General features: G+C 71.0%; 12 protein-coding genes. 4 read left to right on the plus strand and 8 right to left on the minus strand.

What is annotated here, in order from left to right; genetic code table 11:
* Positions 1-21: 21 nt before the first annotated feature.
* Positions 22-1,086 (minus strand): UDP-glucose 4-epimerase GalE, encoded by a 1,065-nt coding sequence (gene galE / locus M4V62_RS36110; RefSeq protein WP_249591381.1) that lies wholly within the window; start codon positions 1,084-1,086, stop codon positions 22-24.
* A 6-nt stretch (positions 1,087-1,092) separates the two neighbouring features.
* Positions 1,093-2,922 carry a glycosyltransferase family 2 protein gene (locus M4V62_RS36115; RefSeq protein ID WP_249591382.1) on the minus strand — a complete coding sequence of 610 codons (1,830 nt, stop codon included), beginning with the start codon at positions 2,920-2,922 and terminating at the stop codon, positions 1,093-1,095.
* 123 nt (positions 2,923-3,045) lie between these two features.
* Here M4V62_RS36115 and M4V62_RS36120 point away from each other — a divergent pair, with 123 nt between their 5' ends.
* Positions 3,046-3,978, plus strand: a complete 933-nt coding sequence (locus M4V62_RS36120) for a TetR/AcrR family transcriptional regulator C-terminal domain-containing protein (RefSeq protein ID WP_249593157.1) — start codon at positions 3,046-3,048, stop codon at positions 3,976-3,978.
* Between the two features lie 115 nt (positions 3,979-4,093).
* Here M4V62_RS36120 and M4V62_RS36125 read toward each other — a convergent pair whose 3' ends face one another.
* From M4V62_RS36125 to M4V62_RS36145, 5 genes are all read right to left on the minus strand, one after another.
* Positions 4,094-4,570, minus strand: coding sequence for a (2Fe-2S)-binding protein (locus M4V62_RS36125; protein WP_249591383.1), 477 nt, complete (start codon positions 4,568-4,570; stop codon positions 4,094-4,096).
* Positions 4,571-4,616: 46 nt separating this feature from the next.
* The gene (locus tag M4V62_RS36130) at positions 4,617-6,941 is read right to left on the minus strand and encodes a xanthine dehydrogenase family protein molybdopterin-binding subunit (protein ID WP_249591384.1); all 2,325 of its coding nucleotides are present in this window, start codon (positions 6,939-6,941) and stop codon (positions 4,617-4,619) included.
* Positions 6,942-7,079: 138 nt separating this feature from the next.
* Entirely contained in the window at positions 7,080-8,423 is a 1,344-nt protein-coding gene (locus tag M4V62_RS36135) for an aldehyde dehydrogenase family protein (RefSeq protein ID WP_249591385.1), read from the minus strand.
* A gap of 84 nt (positions 8,424-8,507) precedes the next feature.
* Complete coding sequence (locus tag M4V62_RS36140; protein WP_249591386.1) at positions 8,508-9,083, minus strand: TetR/AcrR family transcriptional regulator; 576 nt, start codon at positions 9,081-9,083, stop codon at positions 8,508-8,510.
* Positions 9,084-9,088: 5 nt separating this feature from the next.
* The gene (locus M4V62_RS36145) at positions 9,089-9,784 is read right to left on the minus strand and encodes a type 1 glutamine amidotransferase domain-containing protein (RefSeq protein ID WP_249591387.1); all 696 of its coding nucleotides are present in this window, start codon (positions 9,782-9,784) and stop codon (positions 9,089-9,091) included.
* A gap of 109 nt (positions 9,785-9,893) precedes the next feature.
* On the opposite strand from M4V62_RS36145, the gene M4V62_RS36150 reads away from it, so the two are divergent.
* Positions 9,894-10,895, plus strand: a complete 1,002-nt coding sequence (locus M4V62_RS36150; protein ID WP_249591388.1) for a LysR family transcriptional regulator — start codon at positions 9,894-9,896, stop codon at positions 10,893-10,895.
* Between the two features lie 13 nt (positions 10,896-10,908).
* Here M4V62_RS36150 and M4V62_RS36155 read toward each other — a convergent pair whose 3' ends face one another.
* Entirely contained in the window at positions 10,909-11,301 is a 393-nt protein-coding gene (locus M4V62_RS36155) for a nuclear transport factor 2 family protein (protein WP_249591389.1), read from the minus strand.
* Between the two features lie 101 nt (positions 11,302-11,402).
* On the opposite strand from M4V62_RS36155, the gene M4V62_RS36160 reads away from it, so the two are divergent.
* Positions 11,403-11,978: a PadR family transcriptional regulator gene (locus tag M4V62_RS36160; protein WP_249591390.1), complete on the plus strand. Its 576-nt coding sequence runs from the start codon at positions 11,403-11,405 to the stop codon at positions 11,976-11,978.
* A gap of 11 nt (positions 11,979-11,989) precedes the next feature.
* On the plus strand, positions 11,990-12,652 hold the full coding sequence (locus M4V62_RS36165; RefSeq protein WP_249591391.1) for an HAD family hydrolase: 663 nt from the start codon (positions 11,990-11,992) through the stop codon (positions 12,650-12,652).
* Positions 12,653-12,720 lie beyond the last annotated feature (68 nt).

Raw genomic sequence — 12,720 nt, forward strand, 5'->3', positions numbered from 1 at the left:
TCGCTCCTTACGGGTCGTGCCTCACGGGCTGTGGTGCTTGCTGTTGATGTGCCGGCCGGGACCGGCGTATCCATGGGGGTTGAGCTGCTGGAACCGCCATGCGTCCCGGCACATGTCGTGCAGGTCCCGGGTGGGGCGCCAGCCCCAGGCGCGCGCCACCGCGTCCGCGTCGGCGACGAGTTCGGTGACGTCGCCGGGGCGGCGCGGCATGATCTGGTACGGGATGGCCCTTCCGCAGGCCGAGCCGAAGGCGGAGACCACGTCGAGGACCGAACGGCCCGTTCCCACGCCGAGGTTGAACACTCGCAGGCCCGGTCCGTCGGCGAGGTGGTCCAGGGCGATGCGGTGGGCCTCCGCGGTGTCCATGACGTGGAGGTAGTCGCGGATCGCGGTGCCGTCGGGCGTGGGGTAGTCGTCGCCGAACACGGGGAGCCGCTCACGCCGTCCGACGGCGACCTGCGCCACGTACGGCATCAGATTGTCGGGGACACCGCCGGGGTCCTCGCCGAGGAGGCCGCTGGGGTGGGCGCCGACGGGGTTGAAGTAGCGCAGCGCGAGCACGGTGAACTCCGGGCAGCGTGCGCACACATCGGCGAGCACCTGCTCGCACATCCACTTGGAGGCGGCGTACGGATTGGTGGGCCCGGCGGGGGTCGACTCGTCGAGCGGCCCGCGCCCGGCGTCGCCGTAGATGGAACAGGAGGAGGAGAACACCAGCTGGTGCACGCCGTGTTCGCGCATGACCTGCAGCAGCGCGGTCGTGCCGCCGACGTTGGTGTCGTAGTACTCGATGGGCATCCGTGTCGACTCGCCCACGGCCTTGTGCGCGGCAAAGTGCACGACGGCGTCCACGGAGTGGCGGTCGAATACGGCCGACAGAGCGCGCCGATCACGGATGTCCAGCTCATAGACGGCGCCGACGAAGCGGTCGGCGATCCGTTCCACCCGCGTGAAGACCTGCGGGGTGCTGTGGGAGTAGTCGTCGATCACGATCAATTCGTAGCCGTGGTCGAGGAGTTCGACGCAGGTGTGGCTTCCGATGAAACCGGCACCGCCGGTGACGAGGATCGTGGAGGGTGCGCTCATGGCCGTTCACCAGCTCAGGACGGCGGCGGCGTACGCCGGGTAGAAGACCAGGGCGGTGGCGACCGGCAGTGCCGCAAGGAGGCCGAGGGCCAGCGGCAGCCGCGCGGGCGCCAGCGCGCGGGTGAAGCGGACGTCCGCGGCCCGTGCCGCCTCCCGTACGTGGAGCAGCGGGACGGCGAGGGCGACGGCCGCGTAGGACGTGGCGGCGAGCAGGCAGAGGAATACGTACCCGGCCGAGGGGCTCGTCAGCTCGCCGATCAGGGCGATCGAGGACAGGGAGACGGCCAGTGCGACGAAGGGCAGGGTGAGCCGGGCGGGCAGGGGCCGGGGTCCGCCGGTGTCCTTGGGCGTGACCTTGAAGGTCACGGGCCGCGGGCGCAGCTTCTGCCCGACGGCGCCGAACAGGCCGAGGATGACGAACGGCCAGCGCGCGAGCGCGAACAGCCACGTCTCCCAGCTGATCAGCGGGGCGGTGCGCGGGCGGAGCATTCCACGGCGGCGCATCAGGTACAGGGTCAGGAGCAGCCACACGGGCATGGTCCAGAAGTGGATCAGGAAGTCGAAGTAGTTGACGTTCATCCACGGCAGGCCGGTGAGTATGGCGATCGGCGGCAGGGTGAGCCCCGCGGTGATCATCAGGCCGAGGAGCGGGTAGTAGGCGAGGGCGTACGCGAAGCGCAGCCGCAGCAGGAGGGGCAGCCGGCGCAGATGGCGCGGCAGCAGACCCAGGAGCATCGTGGTCAGGCTCCGCGACCACTGGTACTCCTGCGTGATCATGTCGGCGAAGGTGAGCGGTCCGTCCCCGTGAGCCTCGGCGTCGATGGCGAACGCACCGTGCCAGCCCGCCGAGTTGAGCAGATACGTGGTCGAGAAGTCCTCGGCGAGCTCGGGGCCCAGGCCCCCGATGTCCCGCAGCGCGCGGGTGCGCACGGCGTAGTGGGAGCCGATGCACATCGGGGCGAGCCCGTCGCTGTGGCCGAGCTGCACCGCGCCGTGCCAGACGGCTTCGCGGTGCAGCCGCCCCCGGGCGGCCCATGACACCGCGCCGTTGGCATCGCACATGCTGGGCGCTGCCACGTAGCCGATGGCGGGGTCGTCGAAGGGGCGGACCATCTCGGAGAGGTAGGTCGGCGCGGGCACGTGGTCGCAGTCGAGCTGCGCGACCACGTCGTAGCGGCGGTAGCCCCAGTTGTCGTAGAAGTAGGCGAGATTGCCTTCCTTGCAGCGGGTGCGGCGCGGCCAGTCGCTGCGGTGGTACGGGTCCACGCCGCGGCGGCAGGACATCCGCACCCGGTGCGTGCGGCACCAGCCGGTGATCTCCTCGGTGGGGTCCTCGTCGCACAGCCACACGTCGTAGGGGTGCGGAAAGTCCTGGGCCAGCATCGCTTCCAGCGTCTGCCGGGCGCTGGGCCACGGTTCCGAGGGGGCGCGGGTCACGGCGAAGGCGACCGGGAGTGCGGGCACCGGAAGATCCGGGTCGACGCGGCGCAGGCGCAGGGCGGTGACGAAGAAGTAGCAGGGCAGGCCGGTGAGGTAGAGCAGGAGGGCGCTGTTGACGATCAGGCCCGCCCAGCCGACGCGGTGCTCGGGCTGCAGCCACCAGATCCAGAACCACAGAAAGCTCAGCGCCCAGCCCGCGGCGATCACCATGAGGGCGGCCCGGTCGCGCCGGGGGAGTGCGGGCACGAAGGTCGTCGGCCGGACGGTGCGCACCGGGAACGGATGTCCGAAGACGGGGCCGCCGGCGGTGACGCGGACGACGTTGCCGTCCGACATCCGCGCGAGTTCGCGCTCCACCTGGACCAGATCCGCCGACATCGGCTCGCTGTGCGTCATGGCGAGACGCTCCTGAGAGGTCTGACGCTGTACGCTGACTACGTACGTTTACGTCGTATATGTACGACTTTGCACCCGATGTTCCCTGAGGTCAAGGGGGCCAGAGAGGCGGAGGCGGCGGAGATGCCGAAAGAGGCGGCGGACAGGCCGAAGGGGAAAGAGACGGCCGGGACCGAGGGGCGGCGCGCCAGCGACCGGGGGCGCTACGGACGGCTCAGCCGGGAGCGCGTCCTGGCCGCGGCCCTGGACGTCGTCGACCGTGACGGGCTCTCGGGCCTGAGCATGCGCAAGCTCGGTGCGGAGCTGGGCGTGGAGGCCATGGCCCTGTACCGGTACGCGGCCGGCAAGGGGGCGCTGCTCGACGGCCTGGTCGAGGCGTTCTGCGAGGAGCTGGAGGGTGATCTGGCCGCTGCCGACCCCGGAGCCGCTGCCGCCCCCGGATCCCCTGCCGAGCCCGGAGCCCCTGCCAAGCCCGGAGCCGCCGCCAGCCGCGAAGCCGCCGAGCTTGAAGCCGACGCCAGCCGCGAAGCCGCCGAGCCTGAAGCCGACGCCGAGCTTGAAGCCGACGCCGAGCCTGAAGCCGACGCCGAGCTTGAAGCCGAGGCCGAGCTTGAAGCCGACGCCGAGCCCCAGGCCGACGACTGGAGACGGGAGCTGCACCGCATCGCGCTCGCCACCTACCGCGTCGCCCAGCGGCACCCGAACATGGTCCCGCTGCTCGCCACCCGCCTGCTGTCCACCCCGCTGGCCCGCCGCCCCGCTGCCGTGCTGCGCAGCGACGAGCGCATCCTGGCCCTGCTCCATGACGCCGGTCTGGGCGACCGCCGTACCGTGCAGGTCCACCGGGCGTTCACGGCGTGGCTGCTCGGCTATCTCCTCGTCGAACTGCGGGCCATGGACGACGAGCCGGGCGAGCCGGACCCGGCTTTCCGGCTCGGCCTGCACCGCATGCCCGCCCAGGAGTTCCCGCGACTGCGGGCCACCGCCATCTCCCTGGACGGGCAGGGCGGGCCGGAGCAACTGGCCGCGGGGCTCGACGCGTTGCTCGGGACATGAGGCGGCGGACGCCCGGGCATGCTCGCCGCCCGCAGGCACGGCGTCCCCGCCCGGCGCGCGGCGGCGGGCCCCGACGCCGCGCAGGCGCCGGAACCCGCCGTAGGGGCAGAGGAGTTCACATCCGCTTCGCCCCGGCCTTGATGGCCTCGCGGATCCGGGTGTACGTACCGCACCGGCAGATGTTGCGGATCTCGTCCAGGTCGCCGTCGCTGATCTCACGACCAGCGGCGGCGGCCTGCCGTACTGTGGCGACGGCGGCCATGATCTGGCCCGGCTGGCAGTACCCGCACTGCGAGACGTCCAGCTCGAGCCAGGCCTCCTGCATCGGGTGCAGCTCCTTGCCGACGGTGCCGGGCAGGCCCTCGATGGTGGTGACCTCGTCGTCGGTGCCGATCTTCGACACCGGCACCGAACAGGGGTTGAACGCCTTGCCGTTGATGTGCGACGTACAGGCCTGGCAGACGCCGAGACCGCAGCCGTACTTCGGCCCGGTCACGCCGAGCAGGTCACGCAGGACCCACAGGAGGCGTACGTCGTCCTCGGCCTCGACGGTGATCTGCTCGCCGTTGAGCTTGAAGGTGTGGCTTGGCACGGAAGGCTCCTCAGAAGGCGCGGGCGAGTCAGTAGGCGCGGGCGAGTCAGTAAGCACGGTCGAGACCGTCGGTCGGGGACTGCGGCGTGGACGGTTCGAGCGGCAGCGGCTCGAAGGAGAGCGTCCCGTGGTTGATCGGGAAGCTGGTCGGCATCGTCCCCGTGGCGCGCGCGTAGGCGCAGGCGATCGCGCCGAAGGCGGGCGCGACCCCCAACTCGCCTACCCCGGCAGGCTTTCCGGTGGTCGTCCCCATCACGACGACGTCCAGTTCGGGCGGGGTGTTCCACTGCCGCGTGTAGAAGTAGTTGTCCCAGCTTCCCTCCAGCGGGATGCCGTCCTTGATGTGCAGGCTGGAGGTGAGCGCCATGGCGATGGCGTCGTTCATCCCGCCCATCATCTGGGCCTCGATGCCGCGGGGGTTGATGGCGAAGCCCGCGTCCACGACCATCAGCGCCTTCGTGACGCGAGGCCCGGTGACTCCGTCCCTGACCTCGCGGTTCACCGTCTCGGGGCGGCAGTCGATCTCGACGAGCGAGGCGACCGCTCCCCGGTACTCGGCGTGCAGCGCGATCCCCTGCGCGACGCCCGAGGGCAGCGCCCTGCCCCACTCGCCGACCTCGGCAGCCTTGTCCAGGACGGCGCGCAGCCGCTTGTCCTTGACGAACTCGCGGCGGAACTCCACCGGGTCCTTGCCCATCTTCTCCGCGAGCCGGTCGACGACGAGCTCCCGCGCACACGCCACGTTCGGCGAGTAGATGTTGCGCATGCTGCCCGTGTTGAACTTCAGCGGCACCTCGTTCAGGAGCTGCGTGGTGGCGCCGAAGTGGTAGGGCGAGGACTGCGTGAGCTGGAAGATGGTCTGGGCGAACGTCGGATTGCCCACCACGGGCAGCTTCGCGGCCGTCGACGTGAGCACCTCGCCGAGGCCGTGGCCGAAGTCCGTCCGTGAACTGGTGTGCCGCTGCTCATAGCTGAGGACATTGCCGAGGGCGTAGGTGGCGCGGACCCGCGAGATGCACATGGGGTGGGTGCGGCCCTGCCGGAAGTTGTCCGTACGGGACCACGAGAGCTTGACCGGCTTGCCCATCTTCTGCGAGATCTCGGCGGCTTCGGCGGCCACGTCGTGGAAGAGATGCCGCCCGAACGAACCGCCGCCCTCCACCACATGCACGGTCACGGCCCGCTGGGGCAGGCCGAGTTGAGTGGCGATCTCGCGCTGCGCCACGATCGGCACCTTGAGGCTCGACCAGATCTCGGCCCGGTCGGAGCGCACGTCGGCGATCGCGTTGTCCGGCTCAAGGGGGCTGTTGCTGGCGAACGCGAAGGTGAACTCGGCCTCGACCTTCTTCGTCAGGAGCGGGGGCACGACGAGAGGCAGCGCGGCCTTCCTCAGCTTGGCCAGGACGGTGGCGTCCGACTCCTTGTCCACCGTGCCGGGGCCCCAGTTCACCTCCAGCGCCCGGAGCGCGTCGATGCACTGGCCGAACGTCTCGCCCCGGACCGCCACCCCGTGCCTGACGGTCGCGACATCGGTGATGCCCGGCATGGCGCGCACCGCCTCGGCGTTGGCGACGGAGACGACGGTGCCGTTGATCGTCGGCGGCCTGCGCACCATCGTCGGCTTGGCGTCGGGGACTTGAAGGTCCATGCCGAACGTCTTGCGGCCGGTCACGGCGGCCAGCGCGTCGACACGGCTCTGCGGGGTGCCGATGACGGTGAACTCCGACGGCTCCTTCAGCCGCGCCGACGCCGCCACGACATGGGCGCTGGCCGCGGCCTTGGCGAGCGAGCCGTACGTGGCGCTCTTCGCGGAGCCGTACGAGATGACGCCGTCCTTGGTGGACAACTCGGACGCGGCGACGCCCCACTGCTCGGCGGCCGTCGAGACGAGGCGTTGCCGGGCGACGGCCGCCGCGACGCGCACGGGGCGGTAGATGCTGCGCATCGAGTTCGAGCCGCCGGTCAGCTGATTCATCATCAACTCAGGCCGTGCGTCGGCCAGTGTGACCTTGATCTTGGCGAGCGGCAGGTCCATCTCCTCGGCGATCATCATCGCGACCGCCGTGGTCATGCCCTGGCCCACCTCCGCGCGGGGCACCGCGAACGACGCGGTGCCGTCCGCGTGCACCTGGACGGAGATCAGGCCCGATGTCGGCGCCGCCGCCAGGTTCTGCAGGTCGCCCAGATCGAGCAGGTTCTCGGGCTGCGGAGGCGACGGCACGACGGCCTCGGCCGACTCCCCGCCGGCCGAGTCGACGCCGAGCCGTACGCCGACGGCCAGTGTCGGCGCCGCGAGCAGATATGCGAGAACCCTGCGGCGGCCCGGCTCCTCGGGCTCGCCCTCCTGTGCCCAGCGGCGCTGTTCTGCCATGTGTGCTCCTCCCGGGGAACGCGAACGACCTGGACGGTGGCGTTGCGTTGATCAACCGCGCAGCTTATGGCGCGGTAGCCGAGAGGAGCACAGGGAGGGCGGAAACTGCACAGGGCCGCCACAGCCAGTGGCCGGGATTCAGCCCAGCGGCACGTCGAGCCGCGCCTTGCGGTGGCTGAACGTGGCGATGGAGTGCGGGCCGTGGTAGTTGCCCACGCCGCTCTCGCCGACGCCGCCGAACGGCAGCTCGGGGACGCGGAGATGAGCCATCGGAAGGCCGAAGCCGAGCCCGCCCGACGACGTCTCCGCGGCAAGGTGCTGCCGTGTCGTCTCGTTCTCGGTGAAGCCGTAGAGGGCGAGCGGCTTGTCGCGGTCGTTGATGAAGGCGATGGCCTCGTCGAGGCCGTCGACATTCACGATCGGCAGTACGGGACCGAAGATCTCCTCCTGCATCACGGGCTCGTCGGGCTTCACGTCCGTGAGCACGGTCGGCGCGATGTAGACGTCGTCGCGGTCGCTCTGCCCGCCGAACGCGGTCGTCCCGGAGCCGAGGAGGGCGAAGACCCGGTCGAAGTGCCGTTCGTTGACGATGCGTCCGTAGGTCTGGGAGGACTTCGGGTCCGCGCCGAACACCCGCTCCACGGCCGTGCGCAGCTCCCGGGCGAGGGCGGGTGCGGTGTCCGGGTCGGTGAGGACGTAGTCGGGGGCGACGCACGTCTGCCCGGCGTTGCGGAACTTGGCCTCGGCAAGACGCGTGGCGACGGCGGCCACGTCGACGTCCCGGTCCACGAACACCGGTGACTTGCCGCCGAGTTCGAGGGTGACCGGGGTGAGGTGCTCGGCGGCGGCGCGCATCACGATGCGGCCGACGGCGCCGTTGCCGGTGTAGAAGATGTGGTCGTAGCGCTGGGCGAGCAGCGCGGTGGTCTCCGGCACGCCGCCCTCGACGACGGCGACCGCGTCCGTGTCCAGGTACTCGGGGATCAGGCGGGCGATCAGCTCCGAGGTGGCCGGGGTGACTTCGCTCGGCTTCAGGACGGCGGTGTTGCCCGCGGCCAGCGCGCCCACCAGGGGCACGAGGAGGAGCTGCACGGGGTAGTTCCACGGCGCGATGATCAGGACGGTGCCGAGCGGCTCGTACTGCGTGCCCGCGGTCGATCCCTCGGGCAGCCCCGCGAGGGCGCCGGGCGCGAGCGGCTGCGGGCGCAGCCACTCCTCCAGATGGGCCAGCGTGTGGTCGATCTCCCGTACGGGGAAGTCGACTTCGGCGGTGTAGGCCTCGGTGCGCGGCTTGTGCAGATCGGCGTACAGGGCGTCCGCGATGTCCTCGCGGTGCTCGGTGAACAGGGAACGCAGCTGGGTGAGCTGCTCCTCCCGCCAGGCCGGCGGCCTGGTGCGGCCGGTGGCGAAGGTGGCACGGAGCTTGGCGACGAGCGCCTCGGGGCCGACAGCTTCGGAGGCGGGCGCTTCGGGGTGGTGCATGAGGGGTCTCCTCGGGAGGTCTCAGATGAGCCGGTGCATGGGGGGTGGGGGAGAGGCAGGGAGGGGGAGGGGGAGGGGGTTCGGTCAGTCGGTCGCCGTGGTGATCGTGGTGACCGGCGAGCCGAGGAGGCCGGTCAGGAGCGCGTCGGTGGCCGGGCCGAAGAGTTCGCGGGCGTCGGACACGGACTCCAGGCCCATGACCAGGGCGATGCAGATGTCGGCCGCTTGGGCGGGCTCCACCGATGCCGGGGTCCCCGCCTCGGTGAACAGGTCGACGAGCAGGCTCCGCAGCGATCCGGTGAAGCCGTGGCAGATGTCGCCGAAGAGGCGGGCCTTGGCATCGAGGAGCTCGGCGGAGTGCGGCGAGTCCCCGGCGAGGCGCAGGACCAGGTCGAGCTTGGCGGCGAGGACACCGCGGATGCGCTCCGCGCTGGGGGCGTCACCGGCCGCCGCCTGCCGGGCCCGCGCGAGCGCCTCGGCGTGCAGGCGCTCGGCGAGCTTGCGGAAGGCGTCGTCCTTGTTGCGGACGTACTGATAGACGGCTGACCGGGACACGCCCATGGTGGAGGCGATGTCGTCCATCGTCGTGCGCCGTACGCCATACCGCGTGAGGGAGTCGTAGGCGGCGTCGAGGACCTCGTCGAGCCGGTCGGTACCCATGAGGGTCAGGCCAGCTTCTTGACGAGCTCGGCCGCCAACGGGGCTGAGGACGCCGGGTTCTGACCGGTGATCAGATTGCGGTCGACGACCACCTTGGGGGCCCAGGGCTCACCTTCCTGGAAGTCGACGCCCGCCGCGACGAGCCGGTCCTGGAGCAGCCACTTGGCCTTCTCGGCGAAGCCGGACTGCGTCTCCTCGACGTTGGTGAAGCCGGTCACCTCGTACCCGGCGAACGCGTTCGAGCCGTCCTCCTTGGTGGCGGCGAGCAGCGCGGCCGGGCCGTGGCAGACGACACCGAGCGGCTTGCCGGACGTCAGGGCGGCGGTGAGGAGCCTGCCGGAATCGGCGTCGACGGCGAGGTCCTCCATGGGGCCGTGACCGCCGGGGTAGAAGACGGCGGCGTAGTCGGCGAGGTCGACCTCCGCCAGCTTGAGCGGCCGCAGGAACTCGCTGATCTCCGCGAGGGTCACGGCGACCTTGTCGGCGCCCTCCTGGCCGCCGTTGAACTCGGGCGCCAGGCTCGCCTGGTCGACGGTCGGCACGACGCCGCCCGGTGTCGCGACGACGATCTCGTGCCCTGCGGCCTTGAACGCCTCGTACGGCGCGACGGCCTCCTCGGCCCAGAAGCCGGTCGGGTGCTGGGTGCCGTCGGCCAGCGTCCAGTGGTCGGCGCCGGTCACGACGAACAGAATCTTGGCCATGGTGTCTCTCCGAGGCTGGAAGCTCTGACGTTCTGTGCTCAGAGCGTCAGGTGGTGCTGTCCTCGAAGGTAGGTGGGCGTACCCAACGAAATCCAATAGGCTGACCCATATGGGAGATAGGAATTCCGATGGGTCGACGGGAATAGCTCCGGTGGCCGCACCGGAGGGTCCTGACGGGGCGGCCGTGGCGCGGAGCGCCGCCGGGGGCCCACTGGACCTGAACCTGCTGCGTACGTTTTTGGCCGTGTACCGGTCGGGTTCCTTCACCGCCGCGGCCCGTCTGCTCGGCCTCTCGCAGCCCACCGTCACCACACAGATCCGAGCCCTTGAGCGGCAGGTCGACCGGGAGCTGTTCGAGCGGCTGCCGCGCGGCGTCGCCCCGGCGCCGTACGCGGACGCGCTCGCCGCCCGCGTCGTCGATCCCCTCGACGCCCTCGCCGCGGTCACCGGGCACGGCGGCCCCTTGGACGGCGCCCCCGCGGAGCCCGTCCAGCTGGCGGGCCCGGCGGAGATGCTCTGCCACTGCGCGCTGCCCGCGCTCGCCCCGCTGATCGAGAAGGGGGTCCGGCTGCGCGTGACGACGGGCCTGACCGACCGGCTCCTGGACGGGCTGCGGGCGGGGCGGCACGACCTGGTGATCGCCACGGCCCGCCCCCGCGGGCGCTCCCTGAGCTCCGTGCCGCTGGCGGACGAGGAGTTCGTCCTGGTCGCTTCGGCTTCCTGGGCCGAGCGCATCGGCGGCGCCACGCGGATCGCCGCCGATGGGCCCGGGGTGCTGCTCGGCGTCCCGCTGATCACGTACGCCGACGACCTGCCGATCGCCCGGCGCTACTGGCGTCACGTCTTCGGCAAGCGGCTGGCCTGCGAGGCCTCCGTCACGGTCCCCGATCTGCGCGGTGTCCTTGCGGCCGTCGTCGCGGGCGCCGGATTCTCCGTGCTGCCCCGCTACCTCTGCCGCGACGCACTGGCCGCCGGCGCCCTGGTGCTCCTGCACGACCCGGAGGACGCCCCGATCAACACCGGCTACCTCGTGCAGCGCCCCGGATCAGCGGACAACCCGCACGTCGCCCTCGTACGCGACCACCTCATCCAGTCGGCCCGCGCCTGGTAGCCGCCCGCACCGGCTACGCGCCCGCCGCCTCCCGCGTGATCCGCTCCCACTGGGCGCCCATGGCCTCGGCGAGCGCCTGGGCGGCCGACAGGGGGCGGACCATCACCATGAACTCGTCGATCAGTCCGTCCTCGTTCACGTGAAGGAAGTCGCAGCCGGTGATCTGCCGGTCGCCGACCCGCGCCTCGAAGACGAGCGCCGAGTCGCGCCCCGAGGCGTCGTTGATCTCGCGTACGTACCGGAAGTCCTCGAAGACCCGCGTGACGCCGCGCAGGATCGCCGCGGTCGTCGCCTTGCCCGGGTAGGGCCGGAACACCACCGGGCTGGAGAAGACCACGTCGTCGGCCAGGAGCGCCTCGATGGCCTCGTGATCGTCGGCCTCAACGGCCTTGCGGAATGCCTGCATGCCCACACCTCGCGTCATCGTTGATCGTGCTTGATCGTGCTGATAGTCAATTTGTTGAGTAGGTGTGGAGGAGAGTAATCACATCGGTGTACGGTGTCCAGATGTCTCTCAAGTACGCGGTGCTCGCGGCGCTCCTGGAGGGCGAGTCGTCCGGCTACGACCTGGCCAAGATCTTCGACGTGTCCGTGTCGAACTTCTGGTCCGCGACTCCCCAGCAGCTCTACCGCGAGCTGGAGCGACTCGCGGGCGACGGTCTGATCGACGCCCGCGTGGTGCAGCAGGAACGCAGGCCCAACAAGCGGATGTTCACGCTCACCGAGGCCGGCCTGCGCGACCTGCACGCCTTCGCCGCCGAGCCGCCCCGGCCCATCGCCATCCGGGACGAACTCATGGTCAAGGTGCAGGCCATGGACGGCGGCGACCCGGCGGCCACCCGCGCGCTCATCGAGGAGCGCATGGAGTGGTCGCGCGGCAAACTCGCCCGGTACGAACGGCTGCGCCTCCACCTCCTCGGTGGCCGCGACGAGGCGCGGTACCTGCGCGAGGCCGAGCGGATCGGCCCCTACCTCACGTTGATGGCGGGCCGGTCCCTGGAGGAGTCGAACCTACGCTGGGGCGAGCGGGTCCTTGAGATCCTCGACCGACGATTCGACTACGCCGACAAGGGCGGGATGTAGAGGAGGCAGAAGTGGACGACGCGCCTGAGGTGCGGCCGGACGCGTCGCCGCGTGCGGTGCTCACCGACTTCGGCGGTGTGCTGACCACCAGTGTGCTCGACTCGTTCCGCTCGTACTCCGCGCGGGTGAGCGACGATCCGCTGCTGATCGAGCGGCTGTTCCGGGAGGACGCGGAGGCGTCGGCGCTCCTTGTGGAGCACGAGTGCGGGCGCATGGGCGAGGCCGAGTTCGAGCGGGGCATCGCGGGGCGGCTGCGCGAGAAGGGCGTGGAGGTGGAGGCGGCGGGCCTCGTCACCGCGATCGGGGCGGGGATGCGACCGGACGAGAAGATGCTCGGCGCGCTGAAGGGGCTGCGCGCCCAGGGCGTCCCGGTGGCGATCGTGTCGAACGCGCTGGGCGACGACTGCTACCAGGGATACGACCTGGACGCGCTCGCGGACGTCGTCGTGATCTCCAGCGACATCGGCTCGCGCAAGCCGGGCCGCCGCATCTTCCGGACGGCCTGCGACCGCCTCGGCGTCGAACCGACCGCCTGCGTCATGATCGACGACCTGGAGCACAATCTGCGCGGGGCGGCACGCCTCGGCATCCGGAGCCTGCACCACGTGGACAGCGACGAAACAGCCCGCGCCCTGGGGGAGTTGTTCGCCACCGGTAAGCAGGCCGGTACGTAAGCCGGTACGTAAGCCGGTACGGAAGTCGGCCCGCACGCCGGGCCCGGTGTGCCGGACCCGGCGTGAGC

Origin of the sequence: Streptomyces durmitorensis (genome assembly GCF_023498005.1) — a bacterium.
Classification (GTDB): domain Bacteria; phylum Actinomycetota; class Actinomycetes; order Streptomycetales; family Streptomycetaceae; genus Streptomyces; species Streptomyces durmitorensis.

What these genes read in the sequence shown, in the direction of transcription:
- M4V62_RS36135 (WP_249591385.1), bottom strand. Translation starts at nt 8,423, where the DNA reads ATGCACCACCCCGAAGCGCCCGCCTCCGAAGCTGTCGGCCCCGAGGCG.
- M4V62_RS36115 (WP_249591382.1), bottom strand. Translation starts at nt 2,922, where the DNA reads ATGACGCACAGCGAGCCGATGTCGGCGGATCTGGTCCAGGTGGAGCGC.
- M4V62_RS36160 (WP_249591390.1), top strand. Translation starts at nt 11,403, where the DNA reads ATGTCTCTCAAGTACGCGGTGCTCGCGGCGCTCCTGGAGGGCGAGTCG.
- M4V62_RS36130 (WP_249591384.1), bottom strand. Translation starts at nt 6,941, where the DNA reads ATGGCAGAACAGCGCCGCTGGGCACAGGAGGGCGAGCCCGAGGAGCCG.
- M4V62_RS36150 (WP_249591388.1), top strand. Translation starts at nt 9,894, where the DNA reads ATGGGAGATAGGAATTCCGATGGGTCGACGGGAATAGCTCCGGTGGCC.
- M4V62_RS36145 (WP_249591387.1), bottom strand. Translation starts at nt 9,784, where the DNA reads ATGGCCAAGATTCTGTTCGTCGTGACCGGCGCCGACCACTGGACGCTG.
- M4V62_RS36140 (WP_249591386.1), bottom strand. Translation starts at nt 9,083, where the DNA reads ATGGGTACCGACCGGCTCGACGAGGTCCTCGACGCCGCCTACGACTCC.
- M4V62_RS36120 (WP_249593157.1), top strand. Translation starts at nt 3,046, where the DNA reads ATGCCGAAAGAGGCGGCGGACAGGCCGAAGGGGAAAGAGACGGCCGGG.
- M4V62_RS36155 (WP_249591389.1), bottom strand. Translation starts at nt 11,301, where the DNA reads ATGCAGGCATTCCGCAAGGCCGTTGAGGCCGACGATCACGAGGCCATC.
- galE (WP_249591381.1), bottom strand. Translation starts at nt 1,086, where the DNA reads ATGAGCGCACCCTCCACGATCCTCGTCACCGGCGGTGCCGGTTTCATC.